The sequence below is a fragment of the Pseudomonas sp. GW822-FHT05A08 genome (assembly GCF_058800485.1).
This window is the reverse complement of sequence record NZ_CM179511.1, coordinates 1,599,085-1,619,996: the sequence shown is the minus strand read 5'-3', so window position 1 is coordinate 1,619,996 and position 20,912 is coordinate 1,599,085. Positions and strand designations below refer to the sequence as shown.

The 20,912-nt window shown below is 63.5% G+C and carries 26 protein-coding genes; all 26 read right to left on the bottom strand.

The annotated features are described in order from the left end of the window. Window positions 1–3: 3 nt before the first annotated feature. On the bottom strand, window positions 4–1,242 hold the full coding sequence (locus AC3RCP_RS07285; protein WP_053259824.1) for a DNA circularization protein: 1,239 nt from the start codon (window positions 1,240–1,242) through the stop codon (window positions 4–6). Then, the gene (locus tag AC3RCP_RS07280; RefSeq protein ID WP_101336987.1) at window positions 1,229–3,181 is read right to left on the bottom strand and encodes a phage tail tape measure protein; all 1,953 of its coding nucleotides are present in this window, start codon (window positions 3,179–3,181) and stop codon (window positions 1,229–1,231) included. Before AC3RCP_RS07280 ends, AC3RCP_RS07285 begins: the two co-directional genes overlap by 14 nt. A 130-nt stretch (window positions 3,182–3,311) precedes the next feature. Beyond that, window positions 3,312–3,608: a phage tail assembly protein gene (locus tag AC3RCP_RS07275; RefSeq protein WP_007923972.1), complete on the bottom strand. Its 297-nt coding sequence runs from the start codon at window positions 3,606–3,608 to the stop codon at window positions 3,312–3,314. Beyond that, window positions 3,605–3,952: a phage tail tube protein gene (locus tag AC3RCP_RS07270; protein ID WP_007923973.1), complete on the bottom strand. Its 348-nt coding sequence runs from the start codon at window positions 3,950–3,952 to the stop codon at window positions 3,605–3,607. Before AC3RCP_RS07270 ends, AC3RCP_RS07275 begins: the two co-directional genes overlap by 4 nt. Before the next feature lie 66 nt (window positions 3,953–4,018). After that, window positions 4,019–5,515, bottom strand: a complete 1,497-nt coding sequence (locus AC3RCP_RS07265; protein WP_009042423.1) for a phage tail sheath subtilisin-like domain-containing protein — start codon at window positions 5,513–5,515, stop codon at window positions 4,019–4,021. After that, window positions 5,515–5,697: a DUF2635 domain-containing protein gene (locus tag AC3RCP_RS07260; protein WP_007923975.1), complete on the bottom strand. Its 183-nt coding sequence runs from the start codon at window positions 5,695–5,697 to the stop codon at window positions 5,515–5,517. The genes AC3RCP_RS07265 and AC3RCP_RS07260 overlap by 1 nt, the downstream gene beginning before the upstream one ends. Beyond that, the gene (locus AC3RCP_RS07255; RefSeq protein WP_062823513.1) at window positions 5,694–6,278 is read right to left on the bottom strand and encodes a phage tail terminator protein; all 585 of its coding nucleotides are present in this window, start codon (window positions 6,276–6,278) and stop codon (window positions 5,694–5,696) included. The genes AC3RCP_RS07260 and AC3RCP_RS07255 overlap by 4 nt, the downstream gene beginning before the upstream one ends. 142 nt (window positions 6,279–6,420) lie before the next feature. Then, on the bottom strand, window positions 6,421–7,437 hold the full coding sequence (locus tag AC3RCP_RS07250) for a contractile injection system protein, VgrG/Pvc8 family (protein ID WP_101336983.1): 1,017 nt from the start codon (window positions 7,435–7,437) through the stop codon (window positions 6,421–6,423). A gap of 9 nt (window positions 7,438–7,446) precedes the next feature. After that, a complete protein-coding gene (locus AC3RCP_RS07245) occupies window positions 7,447–7,659 on the bottom strand; it encodes a tail protein X (RefSeq protein WP_101336982.1) in 213 nt (70 codons plus the stop codon). Further along, the gene (locus tag AC3RCP_RS07240; protein ID WP_016702001.1) at window positions 7,652–8,035 is read right to left on the bottom strand and encodes a phage tail protein; all 384 of its coding nucleotides are present in this window, start codon (window positions 8,033–8,035) and stop codon (window positions 7,652–7,654) included. Before AC3RCP_RS07240 ends, AC3RCP_RS07245 begins: the two co-directional genes overlap by 8 nt. Next, entirely contained in the window at window positions 8,035–10,248 is a 2,214-nt protein-coding gene (locus AC3RCP_RS07235) for a phage tail tape measure protein (protein WP_101336981.1), read from the bottom strand. Before AC3RCP_RS07235 ends, AC3RCP_RS07240 begins: the two co-directional genes overlap by 1 nt. Before the next feature lie 128 nt (window positions 10,249–10,376). Continuing rightward, window positions 10,377–10,988: a phage tail assembly protein gene (locus AC3RCP_RS07230; protein WP_101336980.1), complete on the bottom strand. Its 612-nt coding sequence runs from the start codon at window positions 10,986–10,988 to the stop codon at window positions 10,377–10,379. Window positions 10,989–11,140: 152 nt separating this feature from the next. Next, window positions 11,141–11,647, bottom strand: a complete 507-nt coding sequence (locus AC3RCP_RS07225) for a phage major tail tube protein (RefSeq protein ID WP_009042415.1) — start codon at window positions 11,645–11,647, stop codon at window positions 11,141–11,143. After that, window positions 11,647–12,813 carry a phage tail sheath protein gene (locus AC3RCP_RS07220; RefSeq protein WP_492569412.1) on the bottom strand — a complete coding sequence of 389 codons (1,167 nt, stop codon included), beginning with the start codon at window positions 12,811–12,813 and terminating at the stop codon, window positions 11,647–11,649. The genes AC3RCP_RS07225 and AC3RCP_RS07220 overlap by 1 nt, the downstream gene beginning before the upstream one ends. Before the next feature lie 2 nt (window positions 12,814–12,815). Then, window positions 12,816–13,037, bottom strand: coding sequence for a hypothetical protein (locus AC3RCP_RS07215; RefSeq protein WP_101336979.1), 222 nt, complete (start codon window positions 13,035–13,037; stop codon window positions 12,816–12,818). 87 nt (window positions 13,038–13,124) lie between these two features. Beyond that, window positions 13,125–13,361, bottom strand: coding sequence for a tail fiber assembly protein (locus AC3RCP_RS07210; protein WP_101336978.1), 237 nt, complete (start codon window positions 13,359–13,361; stop codon window positions 13,125–13,127). Window positions 13,362–13,372: 11 nt separating this feature from the next. After that, entirely contained in the window at window positions 13,373–14,125 is a 753-nt protein-coding gene (locus tag AC3RCP_RS07205; protein WP_101336977.1) for a hypothetical protein, read from the bottom strand. Between the two features lie 103 nt (window positions 14,126–14,228). Beyond that, window positions 14,229–14,765, bottom strand: a complete 537-nt coding sequence (locus tag AC3RCP_RS07200; RefSeq protein ID WP_101336976.1) for a hypothetical protein — start codon at window positions 14,763–14,765, stop codon at window positions 14,229–14,231. After that, window positions 14,762–15,496, bottom strand: a complete 735-nt coding sequence (locus AC3RCP_RS07195) for a phage tail protein I (RefSeq protein WP_101336975.1) — start codon at window positions 15,494–15,496, stop codon at window positions 14,762–14,764. Before AC3RCP_RS07195 ends, AC3RCP_RS07200 begins: the two co-directional genes overlap by 4 nt. Then, window positions 15,493–16,488 (bottom strand): baseplate J/gp47 family protein, encoded by a 996-nt coding sequence (locus tag AC3RCP_RS07190; RefSeq protein ID WP_101336974.1) that lies wholly within the window; start codon window positions 16,486–16,488, stop codon window positions 15,493–15,495. The genes AC3RCP_RS07195 and AC3RCP_RS07190 overlap by 4 nt, the downstream gene beginning before the upstream one ends. Further along, window positions 16,485–16,817 (bottom strand): phage baseplate protein, encoded by a 333-nt coding sequence (locus AC3RCP_RS07185; RefSeq protein WP_007924012.1) that lies wholly within the window; start codon window positions 16,815–16,817, stop codon window positions 16,485–16,487. The genes AC3RCP_RS07190 and AC3RCP_RS07185 overlap by 4 nt, the downstream gene beginning before the upstream one ends. A gap of 14 nt (window positions 16,818–16,831) precedes the next feature. After that, window positions 16,832–17,440, bottom strand: coding sequence for a phage baseplate assembly protein V (locus AC3RCP_RS07180; protein ID WP_101336973.1), 609 nt, complete (start codon window positions 17,438–17,440; stop codon window positions 16,832–16,834). A gap of 3 nt (window positions 17,441–17,443) precedes the next feature. Then, complete coding sequence (locus AC3RCP_RS07175; RefSeq protein ID WP_492569408.1) at window positions 17,444–17,968, bottom strand: hypothetical protein; 525 nt, start codon at window positions 17,966–17,968, stop codon at window positions 17,444–17,446. A gap of 234 nt (window positions 17,969–18,202) precedes the next feature. Further along, window positions 18,203–18,967 carry an N-acetylmuramoyl-L-alanine amidase gene (locus AC3RCP_RS07170; protein ID WP_007924015.1) on the bottom strand — a complete coding sequence of 255 codons (765 nt, stop codon included), beginning with the start codon at window positions 18,965–18,967 and terminating at the stop codon, window positions 18,203–18,205. A 167-nt stretch (window positions 18,968–19,134) separates the two neighbouring features. After that, window positions 19,135–19,482, bottom strand: coding sequence for a phage holin family protein (locus AC3RCP_RS07165; protein ID WP_009047293.1), 348 nt, complete (start codon window positions 19,480–19,482; stop codon window positions 19,135–19,137). A gap of 551 nt (window positions 19,483–20,033) precedes the next feature. After that, on the bottom strand, window positions 20,034–20,768 hold the full coding sequence (locus AC3RCP_RS07160; protein WP_178081051.1) for a LexA family transcriptional regulator: 735 nt from the start codon (window positions 20,766–20,768) through the stop codon (window positions 20,034–20,036). Window positions 20,769–20,912: the final 144 nt, after the last annotated feature.

Below are 20,912 nucleotides of genomic sequence, written 5' to 3'. Positions count from 1 at the left end.
GGCTCACTCCCCCGCCACTTTGACGTTGGTCGGCGGCAGGAAGCCGGGATGGGCCACGCCGTTGCGCTGCTGCACTTCGGCCGCCCGGGTGGCATCGCCAAACAGCCGATAGGCAAGCACCACCGTCGGCAGGCTCTGCATCGGGTTCTTGACCACCAGCCGCACGCCGGACGAAGCCACCGCGGTGAGGTGGCCGTAGACCAGCTGGCGCAGGCCGTTGAGCACCTCGTAATGCAGGGCGTCGGCTTTTTCCGCGGCCTGCCAGATCGCCTCGTTGATCGCGTTGCGCAGCGCCAGCACCTCATCGGCCACCGGCACTTCCGCGCGGGTCACCGGCTGGATCGCCTGCTTGGCCAAAGGCGGCGTGCCGCTCAGCTTGACCGCCGGGGTCGCCACCGGCAGCGAGGCCACCGCCTGGGCGATCCGCACCAGCACGGCGTCCTGCACCAGGTCGGCCATGGCTTGCGCCGCGGCGGTGGTGTCCTTGCCGGTGGTGAGTTTCGGCGTGTCGATCTTCTTCACCGCCTCGACCTGCTGCGAGACGTTGGCCAGCACGCCGCGGTAACCGTTGCGCGCATAGTCCTTGAGGTCCTTGATGTCCCCCAGCAAGCCCTTGAACTCAGCGCTCACTTCCTTGGGCAGGTCCTTGATCGCCCGCACCAGCAGGTTGAGATCGCGGTAGGTGTCGATCAGCGGCTTGAGCTCCTGCTCGATGGTCTGGTAGACCTCCTTGAGGCTGTTGCGCAGGTCGGCGATGCCGATGCGCGCGGCCTTGACCAGGGTCATGGCCTCCTCGAAGCGGCGCACCGCCGAGCCGATAAGGCTGTCGGCCGATACCAGCAACAGCTGGCGGGTGTTGACCGTGGCGCTGGGGAACTGCAACGGCTGGTCGGGGTAGAACTTCAGGGTGAAGGTCACCAGGCCGCCGTCCTGGCGGCTCTGGGTCATCTCGCATTCGCCGACCTTGACCTGCAGGCGCCCCAGCCACGGGTGCACCAGCTCACCGCTGCCCTGCTCCAGCGCCTGGAGCAGCTTGTCGCGCTGCTCCAGGCAATCGGCGCCGACGATGAACGCCGTCAGGTCGTGGGTCCGCGCCTGCCGCCCCAGGCTCTCGTAGAACGGCAGGTCACGCTGCGGGTACTCGTGCAATTGGCCCTTGTGGCCGACCGGGGTTTTCGCCTGGTCGACCCAGAACCCGACGCCACGAAACGACGCCGGCAACAAACGATCACGCCAGCTCATTGGAACCTCCTAGCGAAAGTGAGCGGTAGCCGACACGCGACGACAGCGCCACGCCGGGTTGGTTGATTTGCGGCGCGCTGGTACGCAGGCCCGCCGGGGCGTTTTCGAAGCTCACCGTCAGCCCGCCCTGCAATTGCGTGCGGTTGTTGGCCGCGCTCTGCTGCAACAGCGAGGTGGAGCTTTGCGGCAGGCCGGCGGAAAGCGCCGAAGAACCCGGCGCCGGCTGGCCGCCACCGAAGAACGCCGGCGCCAGCGCGCCTTTGCCTTCGGCATTGGTTTGCCGCTGCGCCTCGGTCAGGTTTTCCACCTTGCCGGTGACGCGGGCGACGAAACCGGCGAAACCACCGTCGAACAGTTCCCTGATCGGTGCGATCACCGCCTGCAGCCGTTGCCACAGGCCACTGAACCATTCGGTGATCGGCTCCCAGTTCTTGATGATCTGCCCCAGGGGCGACCACTCGAACAGGCCACGCATGAATTCGATGGCCGGCGCCGCCAGGGCTTTCAACACCTCCCAGAGGGCCGCGAACACATCGCTGATGGGCTGCCAGTTGGCAATGATCTGCCCCACGGGCGACCACTCGAACAGGCTGACAAAAAAGTCCTTGATGACCTGCGCCGCGCTTTTCAGAGTCGCCCAGATGGCGTCGAAGTAGGTGCCGATCGTGCCCCAGTTATTGATCACCATCCCCAGTGGCGAGGTATCGAACAACGTGACGAAGAAGTCCTTCACCTGTTGCGCCGGACCTTGCAGGCCGGCCCAGAGCGAAGCGAAGTAAGCGCTGATGGCGCCCCAGTTGTTGATCACCAGCCCCAGTGGCGAGCTGTCGAACAGCCCGATGAAGAAGGCCTTGACCCGCTGCGCCGGACCTTGCAGGCCGGCCCAGAGCGAGGCGAAGAAACCGCTGATCGCTCCCCAGTTGTTGATCACCATCCCCAGCGGCGTCCAGGCGAACAGGCCTTTGAGGAAGTCCATCGCCGGAACGGACAACGCCTTGAGCAACGCCCACAACGCGGAAAACAGGCCGCTCAGGGGCGTCCAGTTTTCAATCACCAGCCCCAGCGGCGTCCAGGAAAACACCTGCTTGAAGAAATCGACCACGGACGCGGCCATCGTCTTGAGCTGTTCCCAGAGGCCGGCAAAAAAGCCGGTGATCGATCCCCAATTGGCGATCACCATCCCCAGCGGGGTCCAGCCGAAGACCGTCTTCAACCCCGCCATCAACTGCGTGGCGGCGTCCTTGATGCTCGCCCAGAGGGTGACAAAAAACGCCGACAGCGGTTCCCAGTTGGCCACGATCAGGCCCGCCGCCACCGCGATCCCCAGGGCGATCAGGCCGATGGGCGAGGCCAGCAGGCCGCTGCTGAACAGGGTCACGGCGGACGAGGCCAGGGTCATGGCGCCGCGGATCGCGGTGAAGGCCAAGGCGCCGGCGGCGAGGCCCTGGACCAACTGCGGGTTGCTTTCAATGACCTTGGCCACAAAGCCCAGCAGCGGTTGCACGGCGGTCACTACCGAGTTGACCGCCGGCAGCAGCGCGCTGCCGAACTTTTGCGAGATGTCGTCGACGCTGTCGCTGAACGCCTTCAGGTTAGTGCCCGTCTCGCCCAGCACATCCTTGGGCGGTTCGATGCCCTGCGCCACCAGCTTGGCCCGCGCCGCCTGGTTCTCGAATTCGATGGCGGAGTTGACCCCCGCCACGAAAGGCGCGGCCAGGCCACCGCCCTTGATCAGGCCGGAAAAATCCAGCCCGCCCAGGCCGCTGTCTTCGATGCTTTTCTTGAAGCGGCTGACTTTCGAACGCACCTCGCCCAGCTCGGCGTCCAGTTTCTGCATGCCTTGCATGACCACCAGCATGTTCACCGTGGTCTGCACGTTGGTCACGCTCAGGCGCTGTTTGATGCTCGTCTGATTCAAGCTTTGATTGATGTTCGCCATCACTGCACCTGCTGCATCGCATTGATCCGTTGCGCGTGCTCCAGGGACTCCCGGAGCACATCCAGTGGCCTGGCCATCATCTGTTCGGGGTCAACCTTCCAGAACCAGGCCAGGTCATAGGCAACCGCGATCAGGTCGCTGATGGCTCCGATGCCGCACTCATGAAAAAACTCGCGACCGCCCAGCTCAGGGCGTTGAGGTCAGCCAGGTCGAGCTGGTTGACCGAGGACGGAGGAATGCCGGCACAGACCGCGATGTACTTGGCCGCGACGTCCATGTCGAGGCTGACTTCTTCGCTCTTGTCGATCTTGTACGGCAGCGCCTTGATCGCCCGCACTTCCTGCACCGTCGGGCGGCGCAGGGTCAGTTCGGTCAGCGGCTCGCCGTGGGCTTCGATGGCCACACGCAGCTTTACGCTATCGCTCATTGCCAGGTCCCCTTGATGCCTTCGAACTTCAGTTCGATGCTCGCGTCGTCACCCTTGGAAACCGGCTCTTCCACCAGGTAGGCGCCGGCCAGGACGTAGACCTTGCCGTTGCTGAACTCGCAGGTGACGGTCATGTCGGAACCGGCCACCAGCTGCTTGAGCGGGAAGTCCGGGGTGTGCAGCGCCGTGACCTTGAAGGACGGGGCAATGTCGGTTTCCTTGTAGAAGCCCGGCACGATGGTTTCCCGTTTCACGGACATCAGCGGCGCTTCGCAGCCGCCGTTGATGGTCAGTTGAGCGCCGTCCACTTTGACGTAGCAGGTGCCCGCAATCAGTTGACCCATGGTGTTTCTCCCAAAAAATGAGCCCGCACCAGGCGGGCTGGAAAAGCGCAGTGAAAGAGGCTCGGCTTAGGCCGCCGCGTCGTACTGCAGACGGAATTGGTTGAGCAGCGCGAACACTCGCAGGCCGTTGATGTAGTCCGGCGGGAACAGCACGTTGACCCGGCTCGGGTCCTGGCTGTCGCGCTCGACGATCAGGTGCTCGGCGAACAGCTCGGCGTTCTCCACGTGGCCTTCCAGTTCGAGCTTGGCGTACTGGGCGATCAGCTCGCCGCGGATGGTGCTCGGGGTCACGATCGGCTGGCCGGCACCGAAGCGGGTACCGTCGGCGGCCAGTTTGTGGCGCCCGTACTTGCTGGTGATCACGCTTTGCAGGCGGCGCACGATAAAGGCCGACTGGTGCATGGTTTCGCTGTCCAGGTAGGAGTTGTCGGCCTGGCCGTAGGCGTTCTTCTGGTAGGTGGTGATCGAACGCTGGATGCGCACGTAACCGCCTTCGTAGTAGGCGGTGGCGATGCCGTAGCTGAGCAGCGATTGACGCTCGGTCAGGGTGAAACGCTCGCTGGCCGGCGCCGGATCGACACCCGGCAGGCTGCCGCTCTGGGTCGGACGGCTGGCGTCGGCGGAGATGAACACCGAGGTGCGCGCGGCCAGTGCCGCGGCCTGCACCCAGAACGGCTGCGGTACGCCCGGTTCCAGGGCCTGGATGGTGATGTGCTGGTCGTTGCGTGCTTGCCCTGCCGCTACCAGGGTGCCGACGGTGCCGCGCTTGGCGCTGTAGACGTGACCGAACAGTTGCTTGGCCCAGGACCAGCGACCGGTGCTGTCATCCATGACGGCTTGCCAGGCGTTGAGGGTCGCGGTGTCGGTCCACGGCATGCAGATGAACTCGAAAGGTTCATCGCCCAGGGCCGCCAGTGCGGCAACCTGATCCGGCACGCCGGCGCCGCCGGCCATTTTGCCGACCGTCACGCTCAAGCCGGCCGGGGTTTCTTCGCCATTGCTCTTGCCCAGGCGGTTGAGCTGCAGGCTGATGTCGTTAGCACTGTCGCCGGTCCATTTGGCGGTCAGGGTCAGGGTGCCTTCGACCGCCTCGGCGCTCACTGGCAGGTCGGCGGCGGCATTGATTTTCAGCGCCAGCGCGCTGGCGGCCTGAGCCGCGGTGGCGGCATTGACGATGGCGGCCTGAACCCGCACACCACCGACATACAGGTTGAGCACGCCGCTGGCGCTGGCGGTGCCGGTGAACTTCAGCTCGGCCTTGGCCACGCTGCCTTCGACGTTGTGCAGCGGCAGGCACCAGATTTCACCAATCGGGTCGGTCTTGCGCCAAGTCTCGTACATGGAGGCGAGCATCGAGCCCTGACCGCCGATGCTCTTGGCCAGCGCGACGCTGGACACCAGCACCAGCTTGCCGGTTTCGGCCGGCGCGACATTGTCGTTGACCTGGGCCACGATCAGTCGGCGCATGGCCGAAGAAGCGCTATTGGCCGCCGAATTGTCCATCTCGGCGTAGAACAGCGGCACACGAATGTCCGCCGGAATATTGCTGAATCCGATCGCCATTATTTGGCTCCTTGTGGTTTGGCCGCCTTCGCGGCCTTGAGGGTGATATCGCCATCGGCCAGACGCCGGCGCCACCAGGCGTTGTCGTCGACTTCACGGCCTTCCAGCGGCAGCAGGTCGCCGGCTTCGGGGTCCGGCACGGCGCGGCCCGCGGCCGGCAGCACAGTGATGCGTTTGCTCATTGCGTTACGTCTCCAGAGAAAGTCAGTTCCAGGCGCCCGTCGGGCCCCGGGTGTTGCAGGTTGGGGTCCGCCGGATCGATGGCATCGACCCGTACCGTGACCCCGGTAAAGGACGGCAGGCCGTCCAGTTCACGCTCGCGCCAGGTTTCCGCCGGCTGGCTGGCCAGGTTGCGTCCCAGCTGGAACTCGGCGAAAAAGCGCAGCTGATAGAACAACCGCGTGGCGCTGAGCGAAACCAGCTCGCCCCCGTCGTATTCGATCGGGTTGTAGTCCGCGCCCGGCTTGAACCCCACCAGCGCCCGCCACAACTCGGCACGCAGGCTTTCGAGTTGCTCCAGGGCCTGCCGGCCGTCGCTGGCGTCCAGCACCAGGGTGATCACCAAGCGGTCGCGGATGGCCTGGCGGGTAACGTTCTGCCCGGTGCTCGGGCTGGCCAGATCGGCGATCGGCGTCACATGGGCACTGGGGGTGGGCAACGCGGTATTGCTTTGCAACAGCGCGAGATCGACGCCGACGGCCACCTGATTGGCCAGGCCGGGGCAGTGATCGCGCAGTTGCGTGAGGATCGGAGTGATCTTCATGAAGAAGCTCCACAACGGGGTGAATGGGAAACCTTCAGGCGCGGCCACAAGCGATCGCCCAGGCTGCGGGCGCCCGGGCAACAGGATGGAGTCGTGGAAACAACGGCGCGCAAGATCAGAACAGCCGGGCAAGGCCCGGTAACTAGGGCTGTTGCTCCAGGCAGGTAGCCTCGATCAGGCAGCGATAATTTTTTTCGCGATTGCCGCTGGCAGTCACCTTGTCGATCGACCAGGTGCCCTGCATGAACCCCGGCCAGCTGTTGTCCAGCGACACCAGCCCCTCGGCCGACAGCGCCGGATCACCGGGGCAGTCGATCTTCAACTTGATCGCTTCGCGCTCGATTCGGCGCATGGCGCCCTGGGCTGCGCCGCGGGCCTCGCCCTCTGCCGGGTAACGCTGGCGCAGGACCTGGAAAGGAGCCTGCCCCAGGCTGACCACACGCTCCTTGCCGGCCGCCGAATCCCACCAGGTAGCCTTGCAGCCCTTGTGCTTGGCCCGGCCGTTTTCATCGATGCTGGCCGAGATGAACGCCGTATCCCCCGGGCGGTTATCCCGGGTCACGCTCAAACGCACCGGCGAAAGGATTTTCCCGGAGAGCGACTTCGCCTGCCCGCGCAGCGCCAGTACATACATCTCGTTGAACGGTTTGGTGACGGCATCGTGCGGGCGGGCAATACGCGTCAGAAAGCCCATGTCGGTCTCGTTGCACTGATCGACATGCGGGATCGGGATCGAGTCCAGTTCATGCGCCACCCGCGGTGAAAAACCGTGGCGCGAGGTCAGCTGGCGAAACAGCGCGCCGAGGGTCGTGGGGCCATGGCTGGCGGAGCGGCGCTGCTTGAAGCCGGTCGCATCCGCCACCTTGAAGGGGGCTGCGGTAGCCACCAGGGTCAGGCGCGGCGGGAACAGGTTGGGCGTGCGGCGGGTGATGACGAACTCGCCACGATCCACCAGCCCCGACTCCAGATAGCCCACCCGCAGGCCGACCTTCCCGCCCAGCTCGGGGAGCCCTTCCAGGCCTTCGATATCGAGGGTCAGCGAGAGCTGGTCGGACTCGATGCCCGCGGCGTCGATGTGGGTCCAGCTGATCAGCCGTTCGTTGAGGCGTGCGGCATTGGCGCCGTAGAGCTCAATGCTCGGGGTGAATCCCAGGGTCATGACGCCTCCTCAGTCCCAGGCCGAAACGGGCATTGCAGCCACCGGCCGCGACTCGATCTCGGGCACTGTCACCCAGACACCCGCCGGCAGCACCGGGCCTTTCTCGGCCAGCAGCGGATTGAGGCGCCAGAGCGCTTCCTCGACCGCATCGTCGCAACGTCCCACCTCGCGGTAGAGCAGCAGGTTGACCGAATCGCCGGCAATACTTCGAACCCTACGCATTGACGAATTCCTCGAGGTTGATGGTCCAGTTGATCACCAGCGCGGTGCCGTCATCGATGATGGAAGTCTGCACCTCCGTCACCAGGTTGACGCGCCAGCGCCCCCAGTTGCGACCGATGCCATCCACCAACGGCAAGGGCACGCGAGCGGCCTGCAACTCGCGCAGCTGGTCCAGGCGCGCCATGCCCGTGGCGTACATCGACTTGCCACTGATCTGCAGCGTTTCCAGCTTCTGCCCGGCCTGCTGCGATTTCGGCTTGCTGGTGATGATGTCGATACTGGCCCAGCCACCGTCCGTCTTGCGTTCAAGCCGGTCGTAGGCGAAGCCGGTGGACAAGCCGAAAATGAAATTGCCCAACGCCATCTGCTGTCGCATCACATCACTCCATCGGTCAGGGCCGCGCCGCGCCGTACCGCGAGCGGGTTGCTCATCATCAGAGGCATGACCTGCATCTGCATTTGCTGGATCACCATGTCCACCAGTTGCCTGGAGGTGGCCTGATCCTGGCCGTAGATATTGACGACCGGGGCGAAGGTGACCTGCTGGCTGGAAGCCGAGCTGGCTGCGAGGTTCTTGCTCACTTCATCCGGCGACTTCAAGCGGTCCGCCGGCTCGCCTCCCAGGTGTCCACCTGCCTCCTCCCCCAACCGGCCGCCGGCCTCGCTACCCAACCAGCCGCCGATGGCGCCGCCGAGCAACCCGCCGACAGCCGTGCCGAGGATCGGCACGACGCTACCCAGGGCGGCCCCCAGCGCAGCACCGGATGCGCTGCCGGCCCAGGCGCCGCCCAAGGTGCCCAGGCCAGAACCGATGGCCTTGGGGTCGCGGTTGCGCACCCCCTTGAACACATTCACGCCGGCCCTGAGCAGCTTGAGCGGTCGACTGGCCACGCGGCCGGCCACTGAACGCAAGCCGGCGAAACTGCCGCTCAATCCGCGACCGATACGGGAAAGCAGCCCGCCACGCGGAGCTGTTGCAGAGACGGCTCTTTTTGCAGGCTTTGCCGTCCTGGCTTGGTTTTTCTGCCTGTCTCTCTTCTCTTGCCTGTCGCGCTGCCTGCGCTCTCTTCTGTTGGGGCCGCGACTTTCAGTACCGCCCGCAGGGCCGCCACAGCAGCCTGCGCCTTCGCCGAACAGCTTGCCAATACTCGATGGCAGGCTCGGAGCCGCCAGGCTCAACAGTTTTTTCGCCACCTGGGTAAAGACTTCGTCCAGCACCGACTTGAGCAGGCGGCCCACCACCGGTGCGATGGCAGCACCCGCCAAGGCCAGGCCGGCAGCGATCTTCGGAAACTCCGTAGCCAGGCTGCTCAAACCATCGACCACCCCACCGATAGGCACCATCGCCCCTTCCGCCACCGGCGCGAGGGCGGAACCGAACGCGGTGTTCATCCGGTTCAAGCGGGCGTCGAAGGTATTCGCCTGGGCCGATGCGGACTGGCGTACCGAGCCCTTGTCGCCCAGCTCCGAGGTGGCGTACTGCTGCTTGTCGGCGACCTGCGCCAAGGCCTTTTGAACTTCAGGCAGCTGTTGCGACAGGCGCAACGCTGCTTCATCCGCGCTGCCGAACAGGGTAGTGGCCAACGCGGAGCGCTCCCGACTCGAAACGTCGGGCGCTTGCAGTGCCTCCAGCACCTTGGTCAGACCACCTGCCCCATCCAGCTTCAGCGGGTCGATGTGCAACCGTTGCAAAGCCACTTGCTGCGCCTCGGATTTGGGTTCTCCCTTGCCCAGCACGGCAGCGATACCTTTCAGCGCGGCCCCGGCATCGGCCTTTTGCGTGCCGGTGTTGAGCAATGCCGCCGTCAGCGCCGCCGCCTGCTCCGGGGCCAGCCCCACCGCCGTGGCGGCAGCGCCATGCCGTTGCAGGATCACCCCGATATCGGCCGCCTCGGCGTCTCCCGGACGCTTGCCGAGGTGGTTGGTCGCATCCGCCAGATCGAGGGCCTGGTTGCGGTCCAGCTTCATCGAGGTGCGCCAACCGGCCAGCATGTCCCCGGCATCCTTGCCCGGCATCTTGAACGCGGTTGCCATGAGCGCGGCATCACCGCCGAATGCCGTCAGGGTCTGCCGTCGGGACGCGCCTTTATCGTTCTCGATCCCTGCCTTGGCCGCGGCGTATTCAAGCTTCGCCAGATCAACCGCCGTGGTTCCACCCGCGGCGATGCCTGGATAACTGGCCATGCGGTAGTTGTCTTGCGCAAGTTCCTCACGCTCATTGCCGGGGAGAGAAACCACCCTCCCCAGATCGGCCAGCGCCGCATCCATCGCCATCGCCGACTTGAACAGGTCAGGCGCTTGAAGCCCGCCTGCGGCCTTGTCCGGGGCTTTAGCCTCGGCCTTGACGCTGCCGGCGAATGCCAGCTGCAACGGGCGTTGCGACGACAGCGTCAACTTCAACGAGTCGATGGCCGTGGTCAGCAAGCGAATGTCCACGCTGGCGGCATTCAGGGCCAGGACGAAGCTGCTGGATGACAGGCCGGCATCCGCCGGGCTTGCCACGGGGGCGCCTGGCTGCATGACGCCTACAGGCGCCAGCCCGTGCTGTTGCACGGTGGCGTTCTTGAGCGAAAACTGATTGTTCGCCATTTCGCTCTACTCCTCTTTCACGCCAAGGCGAGTGATCGCGATGTCGTAGCGGCGCAAGGCCTTGCCAGCGTCCCACTCCAGGATTTCCGCCTCACTTACCGAGTAAATGAGCGGCACCACATCGAGAATCACTTCGATGTCGCGCTCCGAAAGAAGGCCGCCGGTTTGTTTAAAAAATCGTCGATGCGCTCTTGCAGCTGCGTCCAGTCAGGCACGCTGAGCAGCGCCAGGTCGGGCAGCATCAGGCCGGTACAATGCGCGGTGATGAACTCGGCGCGCTCCTTGTTGGTCTTGAGCTTCTTCATCACCTTGGTCGCTCGCAACGCGGGCATTTCCAGGGTCAGGGACGTCAGGCGCCGGCCCGCCACATCGAGCGGCAACAGCAGGTCCACCTGGTCCAGGTCGCCCTGCGCCGAGGTATCGCCAGGGGTGTCGCTGGCCGTTTCAGGCTCGGCGCCCTGCTGGAGGAAGTACGCAGCCGGGCGTGTCGACATGTCATGGACGTACTGCGCGATGCTCACGTAGTCCGGCCGCTTGAGCTGGTCGAGCTCATTGGCCGACAACCCGGTGGCCAGCTTCGCCAGCTCGAAGAACTGATCGTCCTCATCATCGCCGGCGCGGGCCAGCGCTTCTTTCTGCGCGGCGTAGAACAATGGCTTGAGCTGAATCTGCGCGATCTGCGACTCATCGTCGGCGGTAATCGGGCACAGCAGGACATGGATCGGAGGCGTCCAGGACATGAATGAATTCCTTGATAAAAGGGGGTAGCAGCGAGTTGCTCGCGATTGGGGATTGAGCGACGACTGTGATGTGGCTGCTGCATTGCCATCGCGAGCAAGCTCGCTCCTACAAGAGTGTTGCAGGGGGTATTGCAAAGGGTGTTGCCAGGGGGTTACGGCATCAGCACCGCACGACGGGCGTCGCCGAGGATGTCGACGCCGCTGAGCACGAACTTCTGGGTGCGCACGTCGATGTCGATCACCGGCACGCCGTTCTCGATACGGTTGTAGGTACGGCAGGCGAGTTCCAGGGTGGTGGTGGGTTTTTCATTCATCTTCATGGCCGTTTCGGCCAGGGATTTCAGCTTGCCGCCCACGGTGTGGTAGGTGAACCAGGTCTTGCCATCCTGGTCCTGGCCCGCCTCGCGGACATTGAGCAGGATGTCGTCGCCCAGCTTCACGCCCAGCGCCAGCATGATTTCCGGCCCCAGGCCCTGCAGCTTGAGGGTGGCGGTGAGTGCCTTGCCGCTCTTGGCCATTTCTTCGGCGATAAAGCGCCCACCGGTCATCGCTTCCATTTCGAATTCGATCTTCGGCGGGGTGAACTCTTCCACGGTCGCCGACAACGGCAGGCCTTGCAGGGTGGCCGCGATGGCCTGTCTTACGCGGTTGGTAAACATTAGAGAACATCCTCCAGGAACTGCTCGATGATTTCATCGCGGGCGTTGAGCTGATACACCATGTGCTCGTTCGGCGCGTAGCGGCCGTAGTCGATGACCACGTACCAGGTACCGTTCTTGTACTTCTCGACGCTGTTCAGCTCGGGATGCAGGTACACGCTGCCGCCCGGGATGGTTTCGTCGGCGACCAGGGTCTGCAGCCAGTCGTTGATGCGCTTGACCTCCTGGTCCATGAAGGACTTGGTCAGGTTCTTGGCCATGGCTTTCTGCCCGGCCTTGACCAGCTTGCGGCTGATGGCGTCTTCCAGGCCGACATAGCTGATGAACTTGCCGGTGATGGAGCGGTTACCCAGCAGCGAGAAGCCGCCGAGCACGGTGCGGGCGTAGTAGCTGACGCCGTAGCGGTTGAGCAGGTCGCCCTCGGTCGAGGTGTCGAGAATGTTGTATTCCACGGTGCGCGAGACGTCTTCGGCGAAGGTCACCTGGTTGCCCGGGCTCTCCCACTGCTTGACCTTGGCCAGCGCGGCGATGGCCAGGCTCGACGGCGCCAGGAACACGTTCTTCTTCGCCGCCTTGGAGTACGCGGCCGGCATGTTGTGCACCACCAGGCAGCGGTCGAAACCCAGGTCCGCGCCGCCCAGTTCCTTGCTGTAGGTCACCTGATCGGCGACCGCGGCGTCCTTGCCGTCGAGCACCACACGGGCCTTGATGCGCTTGCCGAAGGCAGCGAACTCACCGGCCACCGCCTTGGTGCCGGTAAAGCCCGGCGCGCCGATGATGGTCAGGTCTTCCGGGACACTGCCCAGGGCAGCCAGGCCGAGCTTGCGGCCGGTGGTGGCGTCGACGCCGCCGATCACGTTGTTGACGGTGTCGGCCGGGGTCGCGCCCTCTTCGACGATCACCACATAGACCGGGACCTTGACCACTTTGAGGATCTGGTACACCGCCTGGAACAGGGTGCCCGACTCAGCGCCGGTCGGGTCCAGCAGGGCCTGGGTGGTGAAGCTGTTGATGCGGAACGGCGCATTGCGCGGAATCAGCGGGTCGGCCTTCGGCGCAGTGCCGACCAGGCCGATGACGTTGTCACCCAGGCCACCCATGGCCTCGGGGGATTCGGTGGCATTGACGGTAATGCCGTTGTGCTCGAAGTTCAGAACCTCAGCCATGGTTATTCAGCCTTCTTGGCAGCGGCCTTCAAGGCCTTGGTGGATGGAGTGGCCGCTTCGGCCGGTTGGCGCGCCGCGAGGACGCTGGTCAGTTCCAGGCGACCGGCGGCACGCAAGGCGCTGGCCTCGACGTCGAGCAGGTCGAGCTGTTGGTCGACCTTCGACCAGTGGCCGCCGCCGGTGGGGAATGGCACGAGGACGGTGTAGGTTTGTCGGATGGACATGTGCGAATTTCTCCAGACGCAAAAGCGCCAGAGCCCCTCTGCGGGGCTTTGTGCGGGCGAAAAAAAACCGCTTTCGCGGTGGAGGTCTTACTTCAGGAAATCGGGCTTGACCGGCCAGGCAACCGCATCCGGATCACTGCCCTGATCGGGAATATCGCGCAGCCCCTGACGATAGGCAGTAAACGCCGGACGATTGGTCTCGCTCATGGGGTAGTCGGGCATGGCCGCGTAATCACTCGCCGCCAAGTCTTCATCGCGAGCCTTGCGAATCATTTCCCACTTGATGATCGGGTGCAGTTCAGCAGGTACAAAAGTTGGTTTCATTGTGCTTTTCCTTAACTAATAGCGAGCATGGTGCCCCAGTCGCCCGGGTCGGTGACTACGCCGGTGCAGGCACCGGCCAGCATGATTTCAATCAACCCGGTGCTCGAAGTACGCATCGGGTGCAGGTGGAAATAGGCACCGAATGCTCCAGAAGGAGAAACCACCGCGGAGCACCAACGCCATTTGCCTTTCTGCGAGCCGGTACTCCAGGCGCCACTGATCGAGCCATCAACGACACGCACGAAAGCGCCCAGGGTCAGATAAGAGTTCAATGGCACCGCGGCGGCGCCATTGGCCAGCGTCTGGTCAGTGGCATAAGGAAAGGCGAGCCAGGGACTGCTATCGGCCTCCGTCCATTTCATTTGCCAGACGTTGATCGCCCCGCGCCAATAGTCCGTTGCCCGGATATCGAAATTGGGGAACTGCTCCCGCACGTCGGCCTGAACCTTGAGCATGAACTCAACGTCTGCTGCCGGCCGGCCGGTGGCCTGGGACGTTGGGGTGATCGACCGCAACTTCGTCGCAGTGACCTGCCCATGAATCCCCCAGTTATCAATCAATGTCCCCGCACTATTGGGCAGTAGGGTGAAGTTCTTCGTGACGGCCAATCGAGGCAACCGGGTTTTCAGATCAAGAAGCTGCGAGTCATATTGTCGGCGGGCTTCTGCTACGGCCTGGTCGATCTCGCCAACCTTGCCTGTGACAGTATTCGTCAAATTATTCGCCGCGCTTACCACCGCGGCCAGTTGCTGTTCTGTACTCAAAGTCTTAACTCCTTAGATTCCATTGATCTTGCTCACAACGACACTTCCCATTCGGAGCCAAAGGACAGGCCATCGGCACCTGCGAAACCTGACTTGCTGATTTTCAAATGACCTTTTCTTCCAGCGCTCTCACACGAAAGAGCACCCCAAGCCCACGGGCCATGTTGTCGATGCTGGCCGCCGAAAGAGTGGCCAACTCCTCTGCCAGCAAGATGTTGAGATTCTCGGCCCCCACCACCACCGTCACGCTGTCCGCAGGCAACGGCGAAATATCCAGCGTGAACTTTTGCAGCACCCGTGCAGCACCGGCCTTGTAAGTCAGCAACTTTCCAGCCACCGAATACACCGCCAGCAGGGTGCCGCTGGCCAGGTAGAAACCGAACTCGCCGATCTCGTATTCGTCCGGACCGTCGAACAGCGCTGCCATCCGCAACTGGCGCGAGCCCAGGTCCTCGTAGTCCACGATCGCCACCCGCTGGCGCTCATCGCGCAGGGCTGTTTCCGTACCGTCCGGGTTGTAGCGGCCGGTACCGGCGCCGATGTGGGTGATCTCCCCTTTCAAGCCTTGGTTCTTTGCCGCCAACACTTCATCCAGACCGGCGGAAGTGAAGCGAACCAAGCGCGTAATGTCTTCTGTCATAGCTGCGCCCTGAGGTCGTAGTCGTTAATGGTGTAGTGCTGGGAAACCCCGGCACTGTTAAGGCGAGCGCCGAGTTCAAATTCAGGCAGCACTCCATCAAGAAAGAGTTCGCCATCACTCAGCGCTGTATCCATGCCGCCGCTCATGGTCAGCGAGCCGCGCAGCTTGACCTCGGGCAAGGCCCCAGGCTGGCTGTCATCGCTGATGCTCAGGCCAGGATCGGCGCCAGCGGCCAGTCGCAACCCACCCGTGGTTTGATGAACGATGGTGATGGTGCCTTCGTCGCGCTCGCTCTTGGCGGCGTTGATGCGGCGTATCAAGCGGTTGTGATCACCGCTGGACCAGTCGCGGACAATGATTGCCTGCACATCGAAGGTATAGGGATGCCCCTGCGGTCGCTGTTCGTACCAGGCCGCGATGTTGGGCATGAAGCCCAGGGACTCGACGGCGTGGCTCAATGCCTTGTTAGTCCCGGCCTGCCGCTGGATCTGCCAGGACAGCGAAACGGTGAGGCGCTTTTCGGCCTCACTGGCTCCCGCATCCCATTCGCTGACCCCACGATCTGCCGCCAGATAAGGCAAGAAGTCCACAGGAGTCCGGGTAGGGCTCATCAGTTGGGGAAAAGGCGGGTCCACACGTTCGAGCAAGCGGGCGAAACCGAGATCGAGGGCCTTTTCCAGCGCTGAGCTATTGGCCGGCAGCAGGCTCAAGCGAACAGTGTCGTCACTCATAGGGTACGCACCTCCACTTCAACCTCCGTGCAATACGGCGCCTGGAAAGCCGTGGTCACGATCGGTTGCACCGGCTCGAGAATCTCCAGCTGTACCGCCCCTGCCGTATGCAGCGTGTAATCGATCCAGCTCGGATCCACCCGCCCTTCCAGGCGATGGCAGCTGTCGGCGTACGCCTGCAATTGCTGCTGCGTGGCGAGCTGGGTCAGTCCGGAATCGGGGCCCGGGTTGATCTTGGCCACCACGCGGATCTTGTAGGGCTTGATCTGTGCCGCCTGCACCGTCACCCGATCCGTTTCCGGCTTCACGTCCGGTCGCGCAAAGTGTTTGCGCACGCCTTCGAGCAGGTCCTCGGATGGGGTGCCGTCGCCTTCCCGCGAGAGCACGGTGACCTGGACTTCGCCCGGCGCGGTACGGCGTCCGTTGCCATCCTTGACCTGAGCGGCGAAACCGTCCGGGTCGAAGGTGTAGATGACGGTCACCACGCCCGCCTCGGTGGAATCCACCTTCACCGTCGGCCGCTCGCCGAGGGTGAAGACTTCGCGGCGGTACTGCATGCGCGAACCGGCGGCCGGCGCGTGGGGCGCCAGGTAATAGCGCAGGCGCGCATCTTCGTCGCTTTCATAGACCGCGGGCACCGGCGGAAAGGCCGCCGGATCGCCCGGGTCGAGCAACTGCCGCTCCAGGCCCATGTCCGCCAGGCGTGCATCGAGATTGCTGCCGGTGGCCCACCAGGCCAGCATCTGCTTGATGCGGGCGTTGTACTTGCGCTCATGGGTTTGCAGGCGCAGGCAGAAGGCTTCCAGCGCCAGGGTCAGCAGTTCGCTTTCATTGGCCAGGCTGGCCTGCAGCTTCTGCGCATTGGCGGGGGAACGCTGGGCCACGTAATCGACGACGAAGGTCTTGAACTCGGCGAGCAGTGGCTCGAATTCTTCGACTGTGACAATGACCGGCTCGGCCAACTGGTGTTCACCGGGTATCAGCATGCTCATGTCACGACCTCGAACGTCTGTTGGCGGTTTTTCCAGGTGCCGGCGAAACGCAACAGCAACCCGGCGCCGCGCCGGCTGGCGACTATGACCTGCGGCTCGAAATCGCCGATGCCGTTCTGCTCGTTGTAGAACGCCTGCGCCGCATGGCTCTGGGCGAGGATCAGCAAGTCATCGCCGAGGTTCTGGCCCAGCAGGTCGGGAATCAGCGAGCCGTACAACGGGCGCTTCTGCCGCGTGCCCAGCGGCGTGGTCAGGGCGCGGGTCGCGCGCTGCACGAACTGCAGCCAGTCATCGACCGCGGCGCCGGTGTTTCTATCGACTCCAATCATGGGAAGCCTCTTAATCAAGGGCTGATAACGCGGCCCTGGTGTTCCACCAGGGGGCCGCTGAAGTGGATGCCGGCGCTGTCGAGCAAGATGCCGACCGCGCCCAGCCGCAGCTCGATCGCCTCGGGCCTCATCGCCAGCCGGGCGGGCCCGATGCTCAACTCGACCGCCTCGCGGGAAGCGGTGAGCGCGGTCGGGCCATTGCTCCAGCTCAAGACATGGCCGGCATCGTCATAACTGCTTTGGGTGCCATCGGCGTATTGGCGGCGGGTCAGCGCGGCCAGGGTCGACACCGGTGGAAAGCGGTCGCAGTTGAGGCCGAACAGCGCCACCGACTGCGCGCCGCCGTCGCCGCCACCGTAGTTGAACAGCAGGCACTGCTCGCCCACGGAGGGAATGCGCGATTCGCTTTGCGCGCCGGCGCTGGGGTTGAAGAAGCGGATCGCCGGGGTCAGCAGCTCTCCGTGGCTGACCCGGCAGGTGTTGCTGGCCGCATCGACCGCCTGGCACACACCGATCCGACAATGGTTTTCCGTCCGCCGGTGCAAGTCATCGAGTTCGGTTTCCATCTCGGCCAGCCGCTCGATGATCGGGCCCAGCTGCATGCGCAGCAGCTCGTCAAACATGGCTCAGCCCTCCAGTGCTTGGTATTGGTCGGGGTCGTCGATGTTCGAGACTTCCCAGGTGCGGGCGAACTTCGGTATGCCGGTCGGGTCGTCCAGCAAGGGCTGCCCGAGGTACAGCGTCTGGGTGAACGACAGCGTCCAGGCCGCGTGCTGCTGCTCGCCGCGAATCAGGGTCGAAGGCAGGCCCTCGAGGTTCATCGGCAGGTCGCACTGCGCTGCCGGTAATCCCCAGCGGTTATCCGTGGCCAGATCCTTCAGCGCGCTGGCCAGATCACCGGGCTCGAACCCGGACCGCTCGGCCCCCACGGCCGCCACAACTTGCAGCGAGACTGTCAGGGCATGGGCGATACGCCCTTCCTGGCTGCGCATGCCCGGGGCATCGCGCTCGATCGCAATCAGCACCCAGGCCGGGTCGAGCAGACCATCGAAGTCCTGGTGACTGCCAACCTTGAGGCCAAGGCCAGCCCCTCGCAGGGTCTCGGCAATGGCGAAAAACAGCTGCGACGGCTTGTCGATGACTGCGGGCATAGAGAGGCCTCCTGTTCAGATATCAGGGGTTGAAGTTGCGCAGGAGCGCTGCGGATGTCGCGCGAGGTGGAGGAACAGCGAATGTCGATTTGGGCAGGATTCTTGATCGCCAGATCGGCGAGCGACGTCAGGGACGGGATGGGTGATGCAACGGATGGCTCACGAGACTTCGTTGAGGTCCGGCATCACCGTCGATGGAGCCCCCTGCCCTGCGAGCGGTTCACCCTGATCGAATCAGGCGTACTTCTCGTTCAGCGCATACAGGATCGCGCAGGTTTCCACGTCCAGTTTCCCGGTATAGTTCTTCGGCCTGAAGTGCATCTGGAACGCCCGCACCAGCGACTGGAAGAAGTCATCCGTTGCCTGGGCCGGCACGCCATAGCCATAGGTGGCGAAGGCCTTGAGCACTTCGGCACGCTCGGGCAGTCCCGCGGCGCGGAATTGCTGGACGTATTTCTTCTTGGTCGGCTCGTCGTACCAGGCGCCAATGCCGGCTTTGTAGAGCTCTTTCCAGGGCAGCTTGGGGCCCGGATCGGATTTGCGGCCCACCGCGATATCGGAGTGGCCCACCACGTTTTTCGGCGACAGGTCCGGATAACGCTGGAGAATATTCAGGGCCAGTTGCTTGAGCGCCTCGACCTGGGAGCGTTCGTAATCCGGGAAGGTGAAGACGCCGTTGACGTCGGTGGCTTCGTTGACGATCTCGATGCCGATGGAAGTGTCGTTCAAGCCGCTGCGACCGGCCCAGTCACTGACACCGGCATGCCAGGCGCGGTCTTCTTCGGCCACCAGGTTGAAAATTCGTTGCTCCTGGAAACCCGCGGCCTGATACGTCGGATCCTGCAGCGCCGGGATCAGGTAATGGGCACTCGCCGCACCGGTGGTCAACGCCTTGACCGACGCCTCGAAATTCAGGGCCGTGTAATGCAGCACCAGGAAACGCACCCGCTTGTTGTAGGGCGCGAGGGTGCGGTAGCTGTTGTAGTCGATTGGGATCATGGTTTTGCCTCTCTTTGAAACGGATGGGTGTAAGGCGCTGGGCCGTATCTGGCGCCTCCCTGCCGGGAGGACCGATTGAGCTCGTTCAATACGAGTACGCGTCCTGCGTCAGGCGGGTATCACGGCAGCGTCGACTCAATGAATCGACGATCTGTTTTGGTCGTTATTCAGGAGTCCGAGCGGGGATCCTTGGGCGGCACCTCACACACACCGAGCCGCTTGGCCGCCCAGCGCTCGTAGAGCCCGATGGCCACATCGGCGCCCGCCATGGCGGTCAGGCAACCGAAGGCGCCGGCGGTCCAGATCGATACGCCGGCGGCGTACAGCAGCATGATGGTCGAGACCCCGCAGATCACGCAGGCCCCGGAGCGCAGGGCCAGGCGCCGCAGCAGCAACCAGCCGCGGGCGCCCTCCTTGTCGGCGCGCCACATTTCGCCGGACACCCCACCCACCAGGGCAAGGACGATGACAAGCCAGATGGGCATGTCCAGCAACGCTTGTTGCTCGTTTGTCATGTCACTCCTCCTGAGTGGAAAAGGCCAATGCGCTGGCCCGGTAATCAATTGGCTTGTGTATCAACGGTGCATATCCCGGCATGGCCCACGGTAGGTAGGCATTCCAAAAAGCCCGGTCGCCCGGGCTTTTCAGTAATGCGGTCCTTCGCTTTCCTTTAAGTGGCTAAACGAAAAGGAAACTGACTTTTCGGCGCTACTGGCGCGGTACGAGTCCATTCAAATTGTTCCTCCGACCGCGGTCCCTGCCCGCCGGATAACTGTTCACGGTGCTTTACGCTGCACACCCGGGTCAGTTGCCAACCCTCTGAACCGTCGAGGCCGGTTCATCGCTGCCTTTGCTTTTGCCACTAAAGAGCGGTGTTGCTCGCCGCTGTCGGGCGGCTTGGAACGAATAATATGCATTAGTGCATATACAGTCAATGCACAAATGCATTTATTTATGCTCAGCAAATGCACCTGCGCATGAGCACCGCATAAATAAAGGCGTGGAGGGTTTTCCTCGGGCACAAAAAAGCCCGCTCGATGGCGGGCTTTGGCGTTATGGGCTGCGGTTAACGGGCGTACATGCCCCACCAGAAAACGTGACCGAGGATGACGATCTGCTCTTCCTGCATTTCCTGGAAGCTGTAGTCCTCATCCGGATGTTCGTCGCGGTTGAAGCTACGCAGGCGAATACCGGAAGGCAGGCGATAGAGCTGCTTCACCCGCAGCTGGCCGTTGTGGTTGATGGCATACAGGTCGCCGTCGATGATGTCGCCGATACCGCACTTGCCGGCATTGACCCCCACCGTGGCGCCGTCGCGCAGCACCGGCAGCATGCTGTTGCCGCGGACCGTCACGCATTTGGCCTGGTCGAACTGCACGCCATTGTGCCGCAGGCTGCGCTTGCCGAAGCGCAGGCTGGAACGCTCGCTTTCCTCGATGACGAATCTTCCTGATCCCGCAGCCAATTCAACCTCGCGAAGAAAGGGGACCGACACCTCGTCGTCATCGACGGGGGTATCGTCGTCCCACAGACTTATGTCCTTGAGTTCCGAATGCGGATCGGCCGACCGGGCAGGAGCGACAGCCGCGCGTCCGCGCAGTTGATCGGTGCTCACCAGGAAGTACTCGGCGATCCGCGAGATGTGTTTGTCCGAAGGATCGACAATCTTGCCGCTGAGGATCCGCGAAAGGGTGGATTGAGGCACACCGGTACGCCGATGGAGTTCCGTGGGGGAAATGCCATCGCGATCGAGCAGCTCTCTTAAGACGGTAGAAACGTTGCGCTTTTGCATAACGCGCATATTGCGGGTTATTTTCGCCGACGGCAAATGCTAAAATGCATATCTATGCATAAAACACCCGAAATCCTACCGGGTTCATCCCTGCGAAGGTCGGACCGCCCATGGTAACCTTGCGCCCATCGCGAAAAAGCCGGGCCCATGCCC